Source organism: Nostoc cf. commune SO-36 (assembly GCF_023734775.1).
GTDB lineage: Bacteria > Cyanobacteriota > Cyanobacteriia > Cyanobacteriales > Nostocaceae > Nostoc > Nostoc commune_A.
The window spans coordinates 1710014-1731500 of the sequence record NZ_AP025732.1 but is presented as its reverse complement, the minus strand read 5'-3'; the positions used below and the strand labels follow the sequence as shown (position 1 = coordinate 1731500).

General features: G+C 39.1%; 20 protein-coding genes, 2 tRNA genes and 3 pseudogenes. 12 read left to right on the top strand and 13 right to left on the bottom strand.

Features of this window, described 5'->3' with window-relative positions; all coding sequences use genetic code 11:
- Positions 1-84 precede the first annotated feature (84 nt).
- Positions 85-156: transfer RNA gene (locus ANSO36C_RS07570), tRNA-Gly, on the top strand.
- 144 nt (positions 157-300) lie between these two features.
- Positions 301-468, top strand: coding sequence for a hypothetical protein (locus ANSO36C_RS07565; RefSeq protein WP_251959030.1), 168 nt, complete (start codon positions 301-303; stop codon positions 466-468).
- A gap of 77 nt (positions 469-545) precedes the next feature.
- Here ANSO36C_RS07565 and ANSO36C_RS07560 read toward each other — a convergent pair whose 3' ends face one another.
- The 4 genes from ANSO36C_RS07560 to ANSO36C_RS07545 all read right to left on the bottom strand — a co-directional run bounded on the left by ANSO36C_RS07560 (position 546) and on the right by ANSO36C_RS07545 (position 2984).
- Positions 546-1442: a reverse transcriptase domain-containing protein gene (locus ANSO36C_RS07560; RefSeq protein ID WP_323374598.1), complete on the bottom strand. Its 897-nt coding sequence runs from the start codon at positions 1440-1442 to the stop codon at positions 546-548.
- A gap of 64 nt (positions 1443-1506) precedes the next feature.
- The gene (locus tag ANSO36C_RS07555; protein WP_251955950.1) at positions 1507-2103 is read right to left on the bottom strand and encodes an IS630 family transposase; all 597 of its coding nucleotides are present in this window, start codon (positions 2101-2103) and stop codon (positions 1507-1509) included.
- Positions 2061-2453 carry a helix-turn-helix domain-containing protein gene (locus ANSO36C_RS07550; protein WP_251955951.1) on the bottom strand — a complete coding sequence of 131 codons (393 nt, stop codon included), beginning with the start codon at positions 2451-2453 and terminating at the stop codon, positions 2061-2063. The genes ANSO36C_RS07555 and ANSO36C_RS07550 overlap by 43 nt, the downstream gene beginning before the upstream one ends.
- Positions 2454-2984 (bottom strand): reverse transcriptase family protein, encoded by a 531-nt coding sequence (locus ANSO36C_RS07545; protein ID WP_251959028.1) that lies wholly within the window; start codon positions 2982-2984, stop codon positions 2454-2456.
- 632 nt (positions 2985-3616) lie between these two features.
- Here ANSO36C_RS07545 and ANSO36C_RS07540 point away from each other — a divergent pair.
- A complete protein-coding gene (locus ANSO36C_RS07540; protein ID WP_251959027.1) occupies positions 3617-4798 on the top strand; it encodes a low temperature requirement protein A in 1182 nt (393 codons plus the stop codon).
- A 395-nt stretch (positions 4799-5193) separates the two neighbouring features.
- On the top strand, positions 5194-5412 hold the full coding sequence (locus ANSO36C_RS07535) for a hypothetical protein (RefSeq protein ID WP_094330884.1): 219 nt from the start codon (positions 5194-5196) through the stop codon (positions 5410-5412).
- Between the two features lie 411 nt (positions 5413-5823).
- Here ANSO36C_RS07535 and ftsH3 read toward each other — a convergent pair.
- From ftsH3 to ANSO36C_RS07515, 4 genes and pseudogenes are all read right to left on the bottom strand, one after another.
- Positions 5824-7664, bottom strand: a pseudogene (ftsH3, locus tag ANSO36C_RS07530) (ATP-dependent zinc metalloprotease FtsH3).
- A gap of 113 nt (positions 7665-7777) precedes the next feature.
- Positions 7778-8572 (bottom strand): aminotransferase class IV, encoded by a 795-nt coding sequence (locus ANSO36C_RS07525; RefSeq protein ID WP_251959026.1) that lies wholly within the window; start codon positions 8570-8572, stop codon positions 7778-7780.
- 17 nt (positions 8573-8589) lie between these two features.
- Positions 8590-9009 carry a GNAT family N-acetyltransferase gene (locus ANSO36C_RS07520; protein WP_251959025.1) on the bottom strand — a complete coding sequence of 140 codons (420 nt, stop codon included), beginning with the start codon at positions 9007-9009 and terminating at the stop codon, positions 8590-8592.
- 29 nt (positions 9010-9038) lie between these two features.
- Positions 9039-9824 carry a hypothetical protein gene (locus ANSO36C_RS07515; RefSeq protein ID WP_251959024.1) on the bottom strand — a complete coding sequence of 262 codons (786 nt, stop codon included), beginning with the start codon at positions 9822-9824 and terminating at the stop codon, positions 9039-9041.
- 607 nt (positions 9825-10431) lie between these two features.
- Here ANSO36C_RS07515 and ANSO36C_RS07510 point away from each other — a divergent pair.
- The 3 genes from ANSO36C_RS07510 to ANSO36C_RS07500 all read left to right on the top strand — a co-directional run bounded on the left by ANSO36C_RS07510 (position 10432) and on the right by ANSO36C_RS07500 (position 12816).
- On the top strand, positions 10432-10938 hold the full coding sequence (locus ANSO36C_RS07510; protein ID WP_251959023.1) for a hypothetical protein: 507 nt from the start codon (positions 10432-10434) through the stop codon (positions 10936-10938).
- Positions 10939-11045: 107 nt separating this feature from the next.
- A complete protein-coding gene (locus tag ANSO36C_RS07505; RefSeq protein ID WP_251959022.1) occupies positions 11046-11879 on the top strand; it encodes a hypothetical protein in 834 nt (277 codons plus the stop codon).
- On the top strand, positions 11869-12816 hold the full coding sequence (locus ANSO36C_RS07500) for a hypothetical protein (protein ID WP_251959021.1): 948 nt from the start codon (positions 11869-11871) through the stop codon (positions 12814-12816). The genes ANSO36C_RS07505 and ANSO36C_RS07500 overlap by 11 nt, the downstream gene beginning before the upstream one ends.
- Before the next feature lie 59 nt (positions 12817-12875).
- Here the strand turns inward: ANSO36C_RS07500 and ANSO36C_RS07495 are convergent.
- A pseudogene (locus ANSO36C_RS07495) lies at positions 12876-14132 on the bottom strand (acetate kinase).
- 185 nt (positions 14133-14317) lie between these two features.
- Between ANSO36C_RS07495 and ANSO36C_RS07490 the strand changes: the two are divergent.
- From ANSO36C_RS07490 to ANSO36C_RS07475, 4 genes are all read left to right on the top strand, one after another.
- A complete protein-coding gene (locus ANSO36C_RS07490; protein ID WP_251959020.1) occupies positions 14318-15196 on the top strand; it encodes a M48 family metallopeptidase in 879 nt (292 codons plus the stop codon).
- Positions 15197-15492: 296 nt separating this feature from the next.
- Positions 15493-16617, top strand: a complete 1125-nt coding sequence (locus ANSO36C_RS07485) for an alpha-hydroxy acid oxidase (protein ID WP_251959019.1) — start codon at positions 15493-15495, stop codon at positions 16615-16617.
- A gap of 111 nt (positions 16618-16728) precedes the next feature.
- Positions 16729-16812 (top strand) — tRNA-Leu (locus tag ANSO36C_RS07480).
- A 33-nt stretch (positions 16813-16845) separates the two neighbouring features.
- Entirely contained in the window at positions 16846-17121 is a 276-nt protein-coding gene (locus tag ANSO36C_RS07475) for a hypothetical protein (RefSeq protein WP_251959018.1), read from the top strand.
- Between the two features lie 622 nt (positions 17122-17743).
- Here ANSO36C_RS07475 and ANSO36C_RS07470 read toward each other — a convergent pair.
- Positions 17744-18955 (bottom strand): type I restriction endonuclease, encoded by a 1212-nt coding sequence (locus ANSO36C_RS07470; protein ID WP_251959017.1) that lies wholly within the window; start codon positions 18953-18955, stop codon positions 17744-17746.
- 288 nt (positions 18956-19243) lie between these two features.
- Positions 19244-19541: pseudogene (locus ANSO36C_RS07465) on the bottom strand (3-phosphoshikimate 1-carboxyvinyltransferase); the annotation flags it as partial.
- Between the two features lie 415 nt (positions 19542-19956).
- On the opposite strand from ANSO36C_RS07465, the gene ANSO36C_RS07460 reads away from it, so the two are divergent.
- Positions 19957-20469, top strand: coding sequence for a hypothetical protein (locus ANSO36C_RS07460; RefSeq protein ID WP_251959016.1), 513 nt, complete (start codon positions 19957-19959; stop codon positions 20467-20469).
- Positions 20470-20536: 67 nt separating this feature from the next.
- On the opposite strand, the gene ANSO36C_RS07455 is transcribed toward ANSO36C_RS07460, so the two are convergent.
- Positions 20537-21118 (bottom strand): thioredoxin family protein, encoded by a 582-nt coding sequence (locus ANSO36C_RS07455; RefSeq protein WP_251959015.1) that lies wholly within the window; start codon positions 21116-21118, stop codon positions 20537-20539.
- A gap of 152 nt (positions 21119-21270) precedes the next feature.
- Positions 21271-21486: a chlorophyll a/b-binding protein gene (locus ANSO36C_RS07450; protein ID WP_190912609.1), complete on the bottom strand. Its 216-nt coding sequence runs from the start codon at positions 21484-21486 to the stop codon at positions 21271-21273.
- Position 21487: the final 1 nt, after the last annotated feature.

The window sequence follows — 21487 nt, the reverse complement described above, 5'->3', positions numbered from 1 at the left end:
GTCATTTAATTGAATTAGGGACGATTGAAAACAGCTATAAATAATGGTATAATTAGTCTCGTTCATAAGCTCAAGGCATAGTTCGCGGGTGTAATTCAGTGGTAGAATGTCATCTTCCCATGGTGAACGTCGTGGGTTCGAGTCCCATCGCCCGCTTTGAAACTTGTACATTAATTAATAATTTGTCTCTGTCAACATATTAATATCACTTTTAACAAATTGATGTCACCATTTGGGCTAATATCAAGCCACTGATATAATCAGTTTTTCCGCAACTACCAGATGTGCAGGTAATTATTTTTGAGTTGTTATCCCAAACTAGCACAGGATAGTAAGCAGGCGATCGCCTGCGGCAACCCATTTGGTATACGCAAGCGCAAGCTATTTAAGCCTGAAGATATTCGCAAAGTTTGGCAGCGTTTGCATGAGCAAAACTGGCTAAACATAAAAGAGCAAATAACTTCTTGAATGTTCTCTCAAGAAAGTTCCAAATAAAATTCCAACATCGAGTTTGCCTTACTTCTGTATGCTGTATGGCGTTAATATCAATTTATTGGACTTGAAGAACAATTAAATTTTTCACATGAACAGGCTTTTCGTTTACGAAGTCTGTAATACTCTTGCTCAAGAGTAATTAATCCTGCATTTTTAAAATCTGATTTTTTCAGACGAAGTTTGTAATTTTTATAAAAGTGTTTGCTGACTCCTTTCCGGATCCATTTATCCAATTCGCGTATTTGTTGGATGTCTGTAATAACCATAAAAAAGCCCATCCAACTTTTTACTCTTTCTCCTAGCACACCACCGCATACATCACATATTTTCTCACCACGCCCTGTTACTTTTTTATTAATCACATATTTGATAAAAAAGCTAAATCTACGCTCAAAATTTTCACCAGTTTTATAAGACTGCTCTTTATTAATCTTTTCTATAATTCTTTGCTGAAATCTTAAAATGTTTGCTGGTTTAACTTTGATATGCTCAAGAGTAAATTGAAAACCAACAAACTCTAGAAAATCTTTAGCTATATCAACATATTTTGTTTTACTTTCATCAGTATGTAATTCCAGCTTTATATCTTGTAATTTTTGAGCAACTTTTTGATGTACTAGAGGAATTAATTCTTTTTCTTTTAAAAGTATTACAAAATCATCCGCATAACGCACGTATCTCAGAGAATATTTTTTCGATAAATCATTGAGAACCCAACAATCAAATTCATGTAAATATAAATTTGCTAGCATTCCCGAAAGTACACCACCTTGAGGAATACCCTGAGTTCTTATAATTCTTTGATTATTTAGAATAGGCTTATGATGATGAAAAAAATGGTATCTGTATGTTTTGCCACGTTGATTTTTATGTGGAAGTCCACCAGCTTTGATAAACCGTCTTAATAATTTAGTAGCTAGAGTATCTTGACCAAACTTTCTCTCTATAATTTCAAAAAGATACTCGTGAGATAACCTATCGAAAAATTTTACTATACAGCACTTCCCGGTGTTATGAGGTACAATAGCAACAATTAGTAAACCAGTTTTTTAAATGTTGAGGATTCATTAAGTCGAGTGCAACTGAGATTACTGTATCAACCATTTCTGTTGTAGTTGGAGCAAAACTGCGTAAAAAAGATTTGAGTTGTGACCACCATAACTCGATTGGATTAAAATCAGGAGAGTATGAGGATAAACAAATAACTTTCGCACCTACAGCTTCAATCATTGGTACAATTGATGCTAGTTTATGGGCAGGTAAGTTATCCATGACGACTACTGCTCCTGTCCATAAATTAGGCGCTAAAAACTTCTCAATGAATACATCAAATGCTTGGCTATCCATTGAGTTATTCATCGTCATTAACGCCACTACTTTTTTAATACTAATTGCTCCAATTACTGTGACTTTTGCACCTCTATAAAATGGTTTTTGGTCGTAAGCTCTTGTTCCTTGTTGCGAACGCGCATGAGTTCTTGCCAGACCTAATAAAACTCCTGTCTCATCTAGGAATACTAAGTTATCTGGATCTATATCTCTGACCTGTTCCCAATATTCTACTCTTAGTTTTTGAACTCTTTCTGTTGCTGCTTGACTACTCCGCAATGTTTTTTTTTACGATTTAATCCTAATTTTTGTAAGGCACGACACATTGCACTTCGACCTACCCAATTACCAGTTTTGTCTGCAAATAATTCACACAACTCTATCAATGTTGCATCTGGATGTGCTTCAACTAATTCTCTTAACTCTATGTCAGCATTTGTCAGATGACTAAATTGTGGTTTTCCTCGCGGCTTTGGTTGTAAATTTCCTTCAAGTTTTTGTTGTTTTACAAGCTTTTGCACTAAACTCTTTGAGACAGAAAATATGTTAGCTACTTTCCTGATTGAGATATTTTTTTGAATATGTGCTGCAACTATTTTTTCTCGAAGCTCGATAGAGTATGACTTCATTTAAAAGTATTTATATTTTAACCTAGTGTACCTTATAACAGGCGGAAGCGCTGTATCAGCATCTAAGGCAAATATAAAACCTTGTTTAATATATTGATGAATCAAGCTCGCTGCATACGGTGCAGACTTTCCCTTTCTATATGCACAAGACACTCTATCTAATCTAAGTGTAGCTTTAAAATCTTTTTCGATCTCTTTGTAAATAGCATCATATAATACTTTTTGGACAATAACATCACGTATAGTAGCAATCGATAAAACTCGCTTTCCACCAGATGGCTTGGGAATTTCTATTTCTCGAAAAGTATAAAACTGATATGTACCTTTAAGTAATCTATTTGATAGAAGCTGACAACGTAAATCAAGCTCCTTTTTAAAGGTTGGGTAAGAAATACCATCTACCCCCATCTGCACTTTTGGCTTACCCTGCTGCAAGAAATCCGTTTTTTGTTGTTCGTAAGCTTTAAACGCAGCCTTTAGCTTCTCAGGCTGAAAGTATTCAATGAGTAAGTCGTCCAAATCCTTGGACATATTTTTATTTTGTAATAGTTTAATTATTTGGAAGTCCTTACTGCTAAGGCGGACAGAGAACGCTAGACACTCCCTCACCTGTCTCCTCTACTAAGGTGTAGAGTATAACCAATACCTATTATTTCTAACAGGTATAAAGAAACTCCTAGTCAAGGTGGATCTTTATTGTTTCTTCCTCTTCTGTAGTTTATCACAGATGGAACAGCTACCCACTTGGGACAAGATGCTTTTAGGCATTTCACGGTAGGTTCAAAGACCTAACCCAGCATTATTAGACAGCATATCATCAGTTATTAATCAATCGCTTCTAATTAGAACTTTCTATACCAAAAAAATATAAATTAAGTATTATTACTCGAAAACGGATAGAGTGGATTCATTAAAATTATTCTACAAGACTTGTCAAAATAATTTATGCCCCAACAAACTCCTGGGTATATTCATATAGAACTGCCTACTGTTCAACAACTCACCAGCATGGGTTGGCAGTACATTGAAGGAGATTAGGACAATGCCAAATTTACTGAATTTTCAGCAGGTTTTTAGCAATTTACGTAGAAACATTTGTTTATGCACTCGCTAATGGATGACAGCTAATGGTAAAAAACAATTAGCGATTCGCAATTAGCACTATGGCAAATTTTCTGCAACCGCCAAGGTTACGCATTGGTGAAGACAGTGAAGAAGAACGACGCGCCACTTGGCTGGAACTGTTTTATGATTTGGTTTTTGTAGTTGCAGTTTCTCAACTTGCCCACAATCTCAATGAAGATATCTCTTTTTCAGGATTGTTTGGGTTTGCAGTTCTATTTATACCAGTTTGGTGGTCATGGATTGGCACCACATTCTATGCCAACCGCTTTGACAGCGATGATGTGGGACATCGGCTACTGATTGGTATACAAATGCTGACAGCAGCAGCGATGGCTATTAATATCCACCACGGTTTGGGTGAGAGTTCCCCTGGTTTTGCAATTTCCTATGCTTTTGGTCGGGTTGTACTGGTTATAGAGTACCTCCGCGCTGGAAAACATATCCCTTCAGCGCGTCCTTTAACTACTCGCTACGCTATTGGTTTTGCGATCGCAGCCTTGCTTTGGTTAATATCGGCATTCGTACCTATCCCTTGGCGGTTCGGATTCTGGGCGCTGGGAATCATTATTGACTTTGCTACACCCTTAACAGGACATAAGTTTCAGATTGGGTTACTCCCCCACGCCTCCCACTTACCAGAACGTTTCGGGTTATTTACCATTATTGTTTTGGGTGAAGCGATCATTGCAGTGGTCAATGGTGTTTCTGAGCAGAAATGGGATGTTTTAACCGTAATTTCCGCCGTATTTGGTCTAGTTATCGCCTTTAGTTGGTGGTGGGTCTATTTTGATAACCTTGGTGGTAAACCTATTGAGATGGCGCGATCGCATGGAAAAGTTGGTGTTGTTAATCTCTGGCTTTACACCCATTTACCCCTAGTGATTGGGATTGCTGCTGCTGGAGTCGGCGTAGAACAAATCTTGTTGAGTAAGCCAACTTTAGCACTACCCGACTCCCAACGATGGCTCATCTGTGGTTCAGTAGCATTGTGTTCTCTAGCTGTCAGTATTCTCCACAGATTTGGGGTAATCCGTTATTGCAGAATTCGTTCCCAATATAGACTTGGGGGTGCAGTTGCGCTGCTAGCGATCGCTATCTTTGGCAAAGGTTTGTTACCTGTTGCAGTCATTGCCCTTGTAGCTGTAGTTTCTGCTATCCAAGTCGTTCAAGATTTATATCAAAGTCGTCCCACTACCCGCTTGGTTGACCCTGAAATTTAGCTCATAGTCTAGTGGCGTACATCTGTGCGCCACTACACATCTCCATGTAATTAGAATTTGAATATTTTTATGAAAAGCATCTATCCTATGGAGTATTTTAATTCAAATATCAATGAATATTTATATGGTTATTTAAAAATAATGTAATTTCAGTATTCAAACCCAACGCTGTAAAGCTGATAACTCAACGCATTGCCGTCTATCGGAGGTGACAGAACCAAAGGGGGAATGTCAAGATTATAAGATGTACCTTTTGGGAGTGAAGTCAAGTAGGTGAAATATTTATTAATATTATTAATAGGAAGTGTAAATTTAGCGTCAGGAGTCAGAAAAAATTCTTAATGGCAAGTATTTTGCATCAATCACGAAATTTTTCACCAATGGGACAGAAGATCATGAAAGACCAGAAACCATCAGACTCTAAGGAATTCGTCGGAAATCTCAAGAATGGGATTTGGCTGTTTGGACTCTCATCCTGGGTATTTGGCATTACCGATCGCAGCATTGCTTCATTTGCGGATGGCTATCTATCTGCTTTGGATTTAACACAACTATTCACAGCTGCTACGTTCTTTGTGGCGTGGCTATTTTTGAAACCGACATCCAGAGTTTAAGATAGGTGACTGGTTCAGTATCGAGTCACTCTTAACGCTAGTACTGTCAAGATTCGGAAAGTTAGGGTATCGTCAGAATTGGGCAAGCAAGCTCGTGGATTGTACTTATGATGGATTGGGGAATTTTTCACCGTCCAGACTTCTCAAATTGTTGCTTGCTATATTGGATCTTTTTCCTTTTGAGGTGAGAGTTATAGCTTTTTGGATTTGGTGTATCTAAAAAATTTTCTAATTTTCCGGAATTAATTATGCTCAGGTAGTAGTCTCTATCAGACAAGCGATTTATACTGAAACTCTATAACGAAACCTCCGGGGTATATAACCCCAAATTAAAAGCCCGGTCATGAAGACCGGGCTTTTATTCACAATTAAGAGTTAGGAAGAATTCCTAACTCCTAACTATTGATTAAATTAGGCAAACGCAGCAGTTGTCACATCGTTATTCGACAGAATTTCTTGCAACTCTTCAGCGTCTACTGTTTCTTTGTCAACCAGCATTTGCGCTATCTGATCTAGAATGTGGCGGTTGCCTACCAACACTTCTTTAGCGCGTGTATAGGCAACATCTACAAGTTTACGGACTTCTTCATCAATGGCGGCGGCAGTTTCTTCAGAGAAATCACGCTCTGACATAATATCTCGTCCCAGGAACATATTACCTTGTTGACGACCAAGGGCAACAGGGCCTAAGCGATCGCTCATGCCAAATCGGGTAATCATCTGACGCGCAACACGGGCTACTTGTTGTAAGTCGTTGGAAGCACCAGTGGTAACTTCTTCTTCACCAAAGATTAATTCTTCAGCAATTCGACCACCCAAAGCCACAGCCATCTGATTTTCCAGATAAGCACGGCTGTATAAACCTGTGTCCATCCGGTCTTCGCTGGGGGTAAACCAAGTTAAACCACCTGCACGACCGCGAGGAATAATACTAATTTTTTGTACTGGGTCATAGTCGGGCATCAAAGCACCAACTAAAGCGTGACCAGCTTCGTGATATGCCACCAAGGTTTTGCGCTTCTCGCTCATCACCCGGTCTTTCTTCTCTGGCCCAGCTAATACGCGATCAATCGCGTCGTTGATTTCATCCATCGAAATTTCAGTCAAATTCCGGCGTGCTGCCAAAATTGCGGCTTCATTCAGCAGGTTGGATAAATCTGCGCCAGTAAATCCAGGGGTACGACGAGCGATTTTATCCAAGTCCACATCTTTTGCCAAGGTCTTGCCACGAGCGTGAACCTTGAGAATTTCGCTGCGTCCGGCATAGTCGGGACGGTCTACCACAACTTGACGGTCAAAACGACCAGGACGCAATAAGGCTGCATCTAGGACATCAGGACGGTTGGTAGCGGCAATAATGATGATGCCAGTGTTACCCTCAAAGCCATCCATTTCTGTGAGCAACTGGTTGAGGGTTTGTTCCCGCTCATCGTTACCACCACCTAAACCTGCACCCCGTTGACGACCTACGGCGTCAATTTCATCGATGAACACGATACAAGGAGCATTAGTCTTAGCTTGTTCAAATAAATCGCGGACGCGGGATGCACCCACACCTACGAACATTTCCACAAATTCTGAACCGGAGATTGAGAAGAAGGGGACACCAGCTTCACCAGCTACGGCACGCGCGAGGAGGGTTTTACCTGTACCTGGAGGGCCAACTAACAACACACCTTTAGGAATTTTTGCACCAACGGCGGTAAAGCGATCGGCGTTTTTCAGAAAGTCTACGACTTCGTTTAATTCCAACTTGGCTTGGTCAATACCAGCGACATCGCCAAATGTCACCTGAGTTTGTGGTTCCATTTGGACTCTGGCTTTGGATTTGCCAAAGTTCATCGCTTGGCTGCCTGGGCCACTTTGAGCGCGACGTAGCAAGAAGAATAAGCCAACCAAAAGCAATACAGGGAAAAATAAGCTGCTCAGTGCCTTAAACCAAAATCCTTCATCGGTTTGGGGCAATACAGAAATATCAACGCCTTTAGAAGTCAAAGTATTGATCAAGTCTGGATCGTTGACTAAGGTAACAATCCGTTTAGCTGGGTCATATTTGGGTGTAACTAGTGCTGTAGAGCGATCTGCACTCAAACTGACTTTTTCAACTCTGCCTTGCTGAACTTCTTGAATAAAGCGACTGTATCGCCATGTTTCTCTGCTTTGGGGTTGTTTGTCAAAAATGCTGTTCCCAGCGCAATGACGACAATAAACAGCAGCGCGTACAGCCCTGCATTTCTCCATCTTTTATTCACTAAGGTCTATCCTCCGGTATTTTTCGCGCAATCGCCTAGCTTCTCTGCTCGGAAAGGTGATTATTAAGAATTATGTTAACTTATCTTAAGATATAACAAATTAGGCGTGGTTGTCATGCTAAAAAAAGCTCCCTTATTAGCTGAAAACTTTGATGGTAGGGATTATATTGTAGCGACCCTGAAGGCTGATTAACGGTATGAATGGGAATAATCTCTACCACACTATTAGTGTAAGCGATCGCTTCAAATCTCTGGACTAACTCGGCACTCCAAGTTTCTTCTCGCACTGGCTGTTGGTGCTTTTGCAACCAGTTTACAAGTTGCGATCGCCCAATTCCCGGCAAAATTCCTGCCTTTATTGGTGGCGTGTACCAACTGCGATCGCACCACCCCCAAAGGTTGCCTGTGCTGGTTTCTAGCCAATTTCCTTGAGCATCAACTAATATTGCTTCTTGAGCATCTGAGCTAGTTTTTGCCAACCAAGCACTCAAATAGTTTCCAGTTTTATGAGAGGGGAGAGAGCGAGAAAATTCTGAACTGGCAACGGCGCATAAAACACCATTATTTTGTTTTTCTGTCAAATCTGGGGGTAATAATCTGCCAGTTATCCATTCCCGGCCATCGGGAAAAAGGGTAATTCTGAGAACGGGGAAGTGTGCCAGAAGAATTTGAGCGCCTTGACGCAGACGGTTCCAATCGGGTTGCTGCCACCCAAAAGTTTGTAGTGAGAAAAGTAAGCGATCGCAGTGTGCTTGCCAATTAGTTAAATTACTATTTAGCGAATTCTCATAAACCCGCAATGTGGTAAAAACAGTTGCTCCATAAAGTAAACCCGGATCATTAATGTTTAATTCTAGGGTTTGAGAGTGAATTAATTTACCGTTATACCAAAAAATATTATTTGTCACAACCAAATTGCTTATCACTACAATTCCATTGAAAAGTGATGACTTGTAATGCTCATACGCTGCATGAGATAAAACCTGTGGGCTGCAAATCGCTGAACACCAGAATCCAGACTCAGATGTTTACATTCATGATTTCTGGCATATTCAATTAGCCACTGAAATAATTGTTGACCATAGCTATGTGACCGATTAAACTCATCAACAACTAAATCATCAATGTATAAAAACTTCCCCAATGCTAAACAATTAGAAATACGAAATCCAGCCACTGCCACAGCTTGCTCCTCTACTTCTAAGAATGTAAGTTGATATCCTTCTTTCATTTGATATCGAACTTGTTCTACAAACTTAGCCGGCTCAAGGTGAGGGCGCAACTGGAAAATAACAGGAAAACACTCTAATATTTGAAAGTCTGATTTTGCCAATTGTACTGACATTGGTGCTAATTTACTCAATCATACGTGATTTAATCTTTGGGGGGAAATATAATTTTATTAGTACCTTCAGGAGTTGTAACTACTTTTCCTCCCAAAGCTTCGATTTCTTTAATTGCGCGTTTCTCAGTTCTTTCATCAACGTGATTATTTAAAACCATTGCCCAAGTGGAAATTTGAGCATATTTACTGTTAGGATTTCGGCTCAGGAATTCAGCAGTTTTTTGGGAAGTAGTAGCTATAAGCTGACTCTCTTCATCTGAAAACTTACTAGCCCAGTTTGCCGCCGTTGCAAAAGACTGTTGGGCAGCTTTAGCGTTACCTAAAAATAATAATTCATCAACTCCTTTATAACGCCAGATGTAATAAGACTTTTCGGGAACCGAGGGAGATAGCGATTTTAAGCCTTTCTCTGATAGTGCGATCGCACGTTCAGGCATAGCAGCATATAATGAAGTGCTGATCGAAAGACTCCGATACGCTGCTAAAAATCGTGGGTCACGTTCTAGAATAACTTCAAAATATTCTGGACTTAAACTGTAACCTGTTTTATTCCGAACTTCATCATCTCCGAAATATTGGAGAAAATTGAGATATACCAAATCTGCAAATAAATTATTATAACCAAAAGCAGGTGTTTTTTTGAGAAAATTAAGACGGAGATTTTCAGCTTTTATTTCTTTCTCTAAAGTTTTTAAAGACACAGATTGCTGGCGATTTATTAGTTTTTGCAATTGGGGTAATTGAATCAAGCCAACTCCTAAAATACACATACAAATTACAAAAGGTGTAGCAAAAGCTTGACGAGATAACAACATATTTTCCCTGTGCTTATCATCATTTTCATATCATTGTATACATAGGAATATAGGAAAGTCATCTTGCACTTGCACGTCTACGCTTTGCTATAGCATTTCTCGGTTAAGTGCAATACAGACCTAACCTTCAGCCCTTTCCCTACAAGGGAAAAGGGAGTGAAATTCAAAGCCTCTCTTTTAATAGGAAAGAGGTCAGAGTGTATTGCATACAAACGAAAAGCGCTATAGAAAACAGATTGGCTAAAATAAATGCCTACATTAATTTATGTACAGCTATAAGCTAATTTATACCTACTATCACGAAATGCTCAAAAGCAAATCAAATAATGATTTTCAGAATCGCACGACTTAGAATAATAGGGGGAAGCAATACTGTATTAATGGACTTATTGCAACGTAATGACTTCAAAATTTAAAATTATATTATCCTCTCTCTAAAATAAATTGGTTTAGATAAATTACAGCTTTACTTTTCTTTAAAAAATCTTCTTAAATTATTAAGTTACTTTGACTTTAGTTACTTTTGTTGAGTAAAAGCCTTAAAACTTTTGACATAACATAAGATTGTATTTTGTTTTATATTTAAATCTGTAACCTCTAAAACGTCATGGTAAATAAAATCATTAACGAAAATACGGCAAGTAATGGTCAAGCTCTTGACAATGAGGAAAATAATAGTCAATTTAGCAAACCAAGTAGTGAGTTTAAAAGAAAAGTTAAGAAGCTGAACACTAAGGGAGAAGGGTTTAATATTGATGAAGTTATTGATGCTATTAAAACAGCAATAGTTGAAGTTGTTGAGTTAGAAATCACCACTTGGGTTCCAGAATCATCTACTCAGTTAGAGCAACCACACGAGCAGCAAATTGCTCAAACAGGTAATCGAATGTACACCGTAATCAATCTAATTGATGGTGATATAAATAATGAAGTCGGTAGTCAATTTGTTGGTAATGGGCCATATACAGAACTTCGGGAATTTCATTTAAGTCAAATTAAAGAAAGTCGGGAGATTATGCAAAAAAATATAGAAAGTTTGCAGAAGTTGTATGGATTTTTTATAGAAATTATGAAATCTCGTAAAACTTCACAACAATCTCTACCACGTCCATAATAGTTGATATCTGATTAATTAATAGTCACCTTAAAATACCTACAGAATAGGAATTTGTCCAAACCTGTAGGTTAATTTGCTTTAGAGACATCAAGGAAATTATTACTATGTCTAACAAAATTCAAGAACAAGCTAAAGATTTGCTAGAGAAACTAGTCTCATCTGTAAATGTATTAGTTGATGACATTACAGCTTTAGAAGTAAATACGATGGTTGTGGAGCAAATTACTGGTGCAAAGTTTAATGCTTGGCAAGCGTATGAAGATATTTATTCAATAAATGACAAAGACTACTTTGATGCCAGAGGAATTCCAAATCCAGACGATTTACCAGAACCAGAAAAAACTCAAGCTCAAGAGCTACGCAAACGTTATACAAGCTTATTTTCGCAACTTGAAAGAGAATATTTTTACATTCTCCTTGAACAAAGTAATGATAATGAGACAGACCCCAGGATAATACAATATCAAGAGCGTCTTAAATATCAGGTGGAAAATAAAGCAAATATTGTTCCAACTGATGAGAAATACATAAAGTTAGCTCAACCAATATTGCCTGCTCCAACTCCTGTTCCAGATCAAGAAGATAAGAATCAAAAAAGCTTGCGGCAAAGGTGGAAAGAAATCGAAAAACTTTTGAATAACGATAAATTTATTCGTAACTTACGAAAAATATCTGAACTTAAAGCTGCACTTAATGGTGGTGACATTACCAGCGTAGATATTGATATTATTTATGCTCAAACTGTTATGCAGTTAGATGGAGATATTATTAGTCGTTACCATAATAAGCTATTTAAATTACCTGAAGGTGATAGAGATTTAATCCTAAAAATACATAATGATGGGGTAGTTGCTGGAGAAAAACAGTGGCGTGGAACACTAGATTTTCTGATTGGTATTATACAAAGTATCGCAAAGTTATCCCGAAATGAACGCTGATAAAACACACACAGAGCATCAAGCTGATGTTCAACTGTCTTTCTTTGTGCAAATCCCTCAAGGCACTCCTATTGAACTTAAAATTAAGGTTGAATCAACACAATATAGTTTTTATTTAAATAAGGCAATTCTAAAGCAAATTGAGCAAGCACGAGAAATAGGCTGCTCTTTGTATATTCCGCCAAAATTACTGGCTTATCTTTGGTACTATAACTGCTTCAGGGATAATATTTGCTTTAGTAATAATACTTCACAATCCAATAAATTAGAAATTTTAAAAAAAATCTTTCAAGTTTTTGATAATACTTTTATAGTAACTTTTATTAAATTATTGTGGAGTAAATCATTACAAAATAAACCACAATTACAGTATGGACTCACTTTTAATTCTTACTATCAAGAAGAAATATCAGCTTTATATTTTTGGAAAGAAGAAGATATTGTCTTACAAAGCAATGTCTTATTTTATGGCGACATAATTCACAAAATCAAGAGTGATTTTATCCAAACTCCTGAATGTTTAAATATTGTTTCTATCCATTATTGGCTTGTTGAACAAATATTAAACAGTTTTCGGACGAAATTAAATCTATTAGCTTGGGAGCTAGCTTCGCTGTTCCCTGCTGCTTTTTTAATTTTGAAATTACATTTATCACTTTCATTATCAATACTTGCTGGCATAGTAACATCTTTTATATTTGCTACTATTCGCTATTGGCTTGTTAATCAACTTCCGAGATGGACTTATATCAGTTCTCAATATCGAAATTGGCTGGCATGGGGGCTAACTTGTGTCACTTCTAGTATTTTTCTTTTGAGTCTCAATGATTTCTTAGTTTTACTGTTTTTCTCACTGCTGGGGCCGCTATTACAAAGAGTTTTTAGTTTTATAGTGGGACAAATTGGTAAAGGTTTTATGCGTTGGTTACTGGCTTGAAAATTGGCTATGGGGATTGAATAGGGGTGTAGAAATGTCAAGGTATAGTAACTGCATATTCAAAACAATCTTACTCCGATGAAATCAGACTTTCTAATTACCTTCAACAGCTGCCAACATTGCCGCGGCGATCGCCCAATCTTCTTGAGTATGAATAACCAATACCCTCACTGCTGAATCGGTGTAGCAATATCCTCATCTACAGGCTGCTGTTGATTTTTCTCAAGGTCTATTTTCAGTCCTATAAATCCAAAGGCTTCACAAGCGGCTTGGCGAATTTCTGCGGAGTGTTCACCTACGCCAGCTGTGAATATCAAAGCATCTAATCCATTCAAACTAGTAAGCATTGCACCGATACCAGAACGTAGGCGATGTACGTAGATATCCCACGCCAGTTGAGCGCGGGAATTGCCCGTCATAGACATCGCTTCTCTCACTTCACGCATATCGCTAGATATACCCGAAATTCCTTTTAACCCAGAATCTTTATTTAATATATGATCCAACTTTTCCACAGAGTAATTGCAGTGTCGTAACAAGTAAATCAGAATCCCCGGATCAACTGAACCAGAACGACTACCCATCATTAATCCTTCTAGAGGCGTGAATCCCATTGTGGTATCAATGCTGCGGCCATTTTTAATCGCCGCTAAAGAGCAACCATTACCCAGATGGCAAACAATTAACCGCTCAGATGCAACATCTCGACCGAGAATTTGGACAGCACGTTGAGAACAGTATTGGTGACTGATACCATGAAACCCATAGCGGCGAATACCTTGTTCTACCCACTCATAAGGGCCGGGATAGATCGCTGCTGCATCGGGTAAAGTACCATGAAATCCGGTATCAAAGGCTGCTACTTGTGTGACATCTCCTAAGATTTTTTCAATTGCTTCTATACCTTCCAAACCAACTGGATTATGTGCTGGGGCAAGGTTAGACAGACCTGCGATCGCCTTTTTGACATCCTCCGTAATTACCACACTATCTCGATAATTTTGCCCACCATGTACTATCCGATGCCCCACCACATCGATTTCTGACAACTGATCAATTACCTTGGTAGCATCATGATTAAGTGTATTCAGCATATAGGTGAGGTGCCCCTGTGGGGAATCACCAGAGATTGATTTTTGCAGCGTTCCACCCGCAGCAGTTTTTACCTCAATTTCTGCCACATTGCGATCTTGAGTCCAGTTTATTTTCCCTTCCCAGAGGGGTTGGGGTGCTTGGGTGGGGAGAGCTTCATCTGGAATTTCATACAGACAACTCTTTTGGCTGCTCGATCCGGCATTCAACACCAATATTTTCATAATGAGAACATAAAAACATGACCTCCTTTGATCATGTCACTAAGTCTGGACTCATGCTTAGTTTTCTCAACAATGGATAAGGGTTTTCAGAATATGCCCCTACTGAAATCGTTATACTAACTGTGGGAGGCTGTTTATCTATCCAGCCAGATTCCATAGTTGTGTTTTTTATAGCTTGCTGCACTATGTCCTTCTTCAAAACCCCGCTAATTGGTTTAAAAGCTGACTCATTTCGTCATCCCTTAGACCTGGAAGCTACCAGAGCGCTCAAGCAGATACCAGGCATAGATATGTTGGTGCGAAATTGGCTTGGCCCAATGGCAGAGCAAGTTTTCTATGTGGAAAATATTGCCTCCAGTGTTCTGGTGGGTGAAAATCAACTGCCCGATTTATACAAGCTGTTGTTAGATGCCTGTAAAATCCTGGATATAGATCCTCCCCAGTTATACGTCCGGCAACATCCGGCTCCCAACGCCTATACTTTCGCTGTACGCGGTAAGCAGCCGTTTGTTGTGCTACACACTTCCCTGATTGATATGCTGACACCAGAGGAAATACAGGCAGTAATCGCCCACGAGTTGGGGCATCTCAAGTGTGACCATAGTGTTTACTTGACTCCTGTAAATTTACTCATATTAGCTGCGGCAATTGTGCCTAATGTTGGAACCTTCGTTGCTCAAGCGATACAGGCACAACTTTTAGAATGGGTACGCTGTGCTGAGTTTACCTGCGATCGCGCCGCATTACTAGCAACCCAAGATCCCAAAGTTGTCATGTCCGTGTTGATGAAGTTGGCGGGTGGTTCCCCAACTTTAGCGCCACAACTGAATCTCGATGCCTTTGTTGCTCAAGCCCGCGCTTACGATGATATTAGCAAGACAGAACTAGGTGAAATGGTCAAAGCCGCCCGCACAGCCCAATTGACCCATCCAGTGCCAGTGTTAAGGGCGCGAGAAATTGACCGTTGGGCAAGCAGCACAGAATATCAAACTCTGTTGCAAAGTCACGGACTGAAGTCTAGTAATAATGAAGTTGCACCTAAAGGTGGGTGGCGCAATTGGTAGAGCTACTATTCACAACCGCTTTTATATTTTGTGGAGCGGAAAGTGAGATACTTTCCATGCACTAAACATCTTCAGAAATTAAATATGCGTTATCCAGAATCTTTGTAGAGACGTAGCAGTGCTACGTCTCTACATTCTTTTTCAGCATAGGGCAAATGCAGAATATTAGTAAAGCTTTAGCATTACAGAAGGGCTTAATTAAATCAAAGCTCGTAGTAAGCGGCTCTAGCCATTTAAAATCTTATGGAAAGTAATAAATTGCTCACTGCGAATAAAAGTTCTACTTACATTTAATTATGTCTACCTACTTATCTGATGACGATCGCTTTCAACCCATCAACCTCTTTGAGTACGAAAAGCTAGCAAAAGAGTATCTGTCTCAAACGACACTTGATTACTATAGCAGTGGCGCTTGGGACGAAATCACATTGCGAGATAATCGTGCTGCCTTTGAGCGAGTCAAGCTGCGACCTCGGATATTAGTCGATGTGAGCGATCGCAATCTAACCACCTCTATTTTAGGGCAACCTCTGCAACTACCTTTGTTAATCGCGCCGATGGCTTTTCAATGTCTAGCTCATCCAGACGGAGAAGTTGCCACGGCTTTAGCTGCCGCATCATCTGGCGTGGGCATGGTGTTAAGTACAATGGCTACAAAGAGCATTGAAGAAGTGGCGACTGGATGTAATCAGTTTCCAGATTCTCTGCGATGGTTCCAGCTTTACATCCATAAAGACCGGGGGTTAACTTGTGCTTTGGTAGAAAAAGCTTATAAAGCAGGCTACAAAGCACTTTGTCTAACTGTAGATGCACCCGTTCTTGGACAGCGCGAGAGAGATAGACGTAATGAGTTTGCCTTACCCCAAGACTTACATCTGGCTAATCTTGCCACCATCTCAGGGCTAGATATTTCCCATGAAAAAGGCGAATCTGGATTATTTACCTATTTTGCCCAACAGCTAAACCCAGCAGTCACTTGGCACGATTTGGAATGGTTGCAGTCTTTATCTCCATTACCTTTAGTTATCAAAGGAGTTTTACGGGGAGATGATGCTGTGCAGGCTGTAGAATATGGAGCCAAAGCAATCGTTGTTTCCAATCATGGAGGCAGACAACTCGATGGTGCGATCGCTTCTTTAGATGCCCTAGCTGAAATAGTAGCAGCAGTGGATGGTAAAGTAGAAGTGCTATTGGATGGAGGCATTCGTAGGGGCACAGACATTCTCAAAGCCCTAGCATTAGGAGCAAAAGCAGTACTCATCGGACGACCTATTTTGTGGGGATTAGCGGTAGGAGGACAAATGGGCGTATCTCATGTCATCTCACTCCTAGAAGATGAGTTAAATGTGGGAATGGCACTTAGCGGCTGTGCCAAGCTACAAGATATCGACCCTAGTTTATTGACTCTGCCACGCTTTTAAGCTGGAAAATTCTTAAAACTATATATTCATTCCAGCAAAATTTTGAGAATTAATTTTCAAACTAGTTACAAAATCAATAAATTAGAGTATACTAGTTAAGGTTAGATATATGGGCGGGTGGCGGAATTGGTAGACGCACCACACTCAAAATGTGGCGGCCTTACGGTCATAGGAGTTCGATTCTCCTCCTGCCCACTACCAAGCAATAAATAAAGAGGTAAAAAACTTATGCGCCTCAAAAGATGGGAATCTCCCCGTAAAGAAGGCAGAAATGATAAAGGTAGAGGCGGTTCTGCTAGACAGCGCCAACTCAAAAAACAAAGGCAAATGTTACGGCAAAGACTCAAAGAAGCTAACAAGCCAGACAATAACAAAAACGACAGAGCAGGGGGAGATAAGTTTATCTTCCCCTTATTTTTTGGGCTTTTATTTCAGAAGAAAATAAAATTTCGGGATTTTTCAATCCAGAGGCTAAATTATATCTGTAATAGATTTGGGAATTAATAACAAAAGCTTATTTTCAGTTTTTAAAATATACTAAATTTTAATTAAACTTATTAAGGCTAGGACTTACGCATTGACACAAAATACAAAATATGCGTTTTTGAAAAACCAGAGCTGTCGTAGGGGCACAGCACTGCTGTGCCCTGCATAGCGGGGGTTTATGTACCATCAAAGAATAATTAATCAAAGCCGGAAACGACCTATTTTCGTGAATTCATACCATGATTAATTTGTACAGTGCGTAAGTCCTAAAATCTATTTTTTTATAAAAAATTCTTCTAAAAGTTACACACAAAACCATGACTAAAGTCACAGTTAAAGCATACACGCCTACTCTTTATTGATCTTATGATGCATTCAATCAACCAAATCAAGTTATTATCGCCTTTGAGCCTTTATCCAACAACCAAGATTGGACTGCTTTTAGTGAACAAAGTATGCTATTTGTTGAATCTCAGTCATTAAAGCCAACAATTAGCCTGTTGTAAAAATTTTCTCCCATTGAGCTATAGACTTTAAATACCTCGTGATTTTTCTCATGAGGAATATGACATCTATACTCAGAATGGGAGACAGCACAAAAATAGTAAATTAGGTGTAGTTTGGCAGTTGATATATTGAGTTAAGCTGATTTTTCCATGTTGATTACATTTGAGGTTAATGCTTGATGCTTGACTGCTTCTACCTCGTAACATCTGAGAATGAGTGATGTCAGCCTATCGAAATCACTAACAGAAGAAATAATTACTTTTGATGCGGCATCTCCCAGAGAAGTTGTTACTTCTTGCACTTCAAAATTTGAAGCTAGAGACTTTAGTTCATCTATACTTAGCCGAGTAATAAAACTTTTTTTCTGCGAAGATAGATACAGCCGCAGAAACCACCAAGTACTTTTGCCAAGATTGATACCAAAATATGAAGCAGTATCCTTGTATTGGAGATCAAAATTGTAACTCTTTGAAGTTTGCGTAATTGCTTTAATCTTTTCAAAAGCTTCGATTTCTTCAGCAGTTGTTACTATTTTCGATTCTTGAGATTCTTGTTGTTTTTCCTCTTCTTCAATCTCTTGTTCTACTTCAAGTTCAACAGTTTGAGTTATTTCTTGGCTAAGTGAGCGAGTCATTAACTCTACTAAACTTCCCTGAATCGACTTTTTAACAATTGGTTTAAATTTATCAATAACTTTACCAGTAATTCGACCTTGAATTTCATAACTAGGGGCAATTGTACCAAGTTCAGCCACTAAAAAGCGAACAAATTCTTCAGAAGGAGAACGCAAAAGATTTCCTAGAAGCTGAGTCATGCCTTTTACATAAACCATTTCCTCAGCATGATTGGTAATAGCTGTAACCTCAAAATTATCACGATGAAAAAATTTGAGGTTTTCAATATCTTTGGTATCATATTCCAGAATGTTAAAAGTAAAAAATGGCTCCTTGTCCATTACATTTTTATCACGCAAATCCGTAAAGAAACGGTACTCAACCCCATTAGTGACAATAGCTACTTTTGTTGTCAAAAGTCCATTAAAATAGCGGCTCAATTGCCCATCATGTGCCTCAGATTTTTGACCACGGGCTTTTGCTTCTACGAGCATAACTATATTATTGTTAATAGCTAAAGCGTAATCTACCTTTTCAAACTGCCCTGCTTTTTTAATAGCAAAATCGGCTACATATTCTGGCATAACTTCGCTAGGATCATAGACATCGTAGCCAAGAGCACTTAAAAAAGGAACAATCAGTGCCATCTTAGTAGCTTCTTCACCAACAACTTGGTCAAATCGCTTACGCACTTGTTCAGACAATTTGACAATATCTTCGGTGAATCCCATATTGCTTACTCCTAGTACATTAGTGATTATTAATATATCTCGTTTATCAAATAGGAGTGATTGTCAGGTGATGTATAAATTGAAAGTGTTAGCGCGATCGCTTTCTTTATCACTCCTATAAAAGTATTCCCAAATAAGTACCAGCCTGTAACACTCATGACCTGTTCACACTTCTGAGGAAGCGCTTGTCCAGTCTTGAACGTACCAACGCCAACATATCTGGGCAACCTGAACAGTGGGTTTATGCGGCTGTTCAATTGGGTATTCCAGCCTAACGACACAGTTCGATGGTAGAACTACGGAGGATATGAGACGCGATCGCAAAGAAGAATCACTCGTTACACTAAAGGAACGCCCTGAATGAGATGCCAAAATTCCCAACATCAATCGCAGTGTTGTTCCAGAGTGATTCGGTTTAATCTGGAGCTAAAGCGCCCAACATTAGAATACGGTGAGAGATAGATTTCTTACCAAATACCTAAATGCAACCCCGTAAAGTAGAAACAGCGAAAAGGGGGTCACTGAAAATAATTAACTTGTGAGAAAGGTTTTCGTGAGTTTCTACGGTTATAACAGAAGCCGACATTAGGATACACTGGCTTTTGAATACACCGGAAATTCATCAGCGACTTAGTTTCTCCTTCTGCTAGCTTCCTTTCCAGCATCCTATCGCTTTTGACTGTATGAAACTTACTCCAATCTACGGGAATTTTCTCTCCAAAAAGTTTCTTAGCATCTAAAAAGACCCCACTGTTTTAAGGCTATAGCCTTAGAATATTTACAAGCTTTACTTACGAATTAGCTCTCTCTAGAAAAATTACCCTTTTTGCTGGGCAGGCTGATATTCTACCTGTTTTTATCCGGCTTTGTATAGCTTATTAACAAATCAGCGGATTCATTAATATTAAGCCTGCTTTACTATTTAGTTTCTTACCCTGACCTATTAAACTCCCTAGTGTTCATTTCATTTTGTTCAATAGCTTTTAGCCCTTATCGCTCCCATGCTGACCCATCACCGCAAGCCCGTGTGCTTATCACTTATTTCCACTGACCTACCAATCTGGTCTGTTGTTGAAACTGCCGGAACATTGTATCAAAAAGACCCTGACCGATTCCATTTACTGCTGACTGCACCACCTCTAATTAGTTGCGAAGTAGAAAGTGTCCTAAGCCCAGAGGAGACACTTTCCCAAAGTAAGAGCAAACCTTACGCTCCTAGCAGTCCCAGAATTTTGTGGCTGGAGATTTCTCCTTACCGAGTCATCATGACTATGCAAGGTAATGCTCAAGTGAGTTACCGTCACTTCTGGGAACAGGGCGTTTATGGCATTAGTCGTTATTGGTTGCCAACTGAGTCATTGCAACCAAATGATCCGATTCGTTTACGAAATTTTACTACTAGCCTAACTCTCAACGGACATCCCTTACCTGAACATCTACGTCTCGAATATGAATTGTGGGCAGAAAAAGTCCAATTAGGATCTTACATTCTGAATTTGGAAATTAAACATTGATAGTTATGGGGAGTAGGGAATGTGGGAAAAGAATAACTAATGCCCAATTCCCCATTTTCAATTCCTTTTAACCAAAATAACTAGGTTGGTTTCCAGGTTTCCATTTAATATTGCAACCAACACTCGGCTTTTGCTCGCCTGTAATAGGTTTACCCGTTAGCACTGCTTCAATAGCTGCGCGTAAATCTGCGCCTGTTACGGGTTTACCATTACTGGGGCGGCTATCATCCAATTGTCCCCGATAAACAAGTTGGCGTTGGTCATCAAATACAAAAAAATCTGGTGTGCAAGCTGCTGTGTAAGCCTTTGCGGTTTCCTGGCTCTCATCGTAGCATAAGGTAAAATTAAACCCTTGTTCTGTTGCAAATGCTTGTAACGACTCTGGCGCATCGTCTGGATAGTTTTTTGCATCGTTAGCACTAATGGCAACGATCGCTAAATCACTTGTAAAATAATCTTTTCCTAACTGCACTAATTCTTTTTGGATGTGCTTTACAAATGGGCAATGCCGACAAATAAACATTACCAACAGTGCTTTTTTATCTGCAAAAGTAGAAAGTGAAGTTCCCTTTCCAGATACTACTTCCGGTAGATTAAAATCTGGTGCTTTTGTGCCTATGGGCAACATTGTTGAAGCAGTTAAAGCCATAATTTACCTAATAACTTTATGCTGATAACTAACGGCTTTTGCTATCAGTATATTTTTACTCTACCACTAAGTTTTCCATAAATTAAGAGACGGTAAATTTACCGTCTCTTATATTTGTTGAGAATTAAGTTATAAAAAATAGAAATTAGTTTTTACAGACTTGCCAAAACACCAATAATACCGTGTCCTGTGAATACTTCTAATGCTATCAGAGAAACAAAACCAATCATTGCTAAACGACCATTAAGCATTTCTGCATAGGGGGTGAAACCAGTGCGATCGCCTTGCTCATCTATATAAACCTTTGGCTCGATCGCAAAGTTGTTCAATTTACCTTGGTCGTCAATTATAGCAGTGTTTGTACGCATG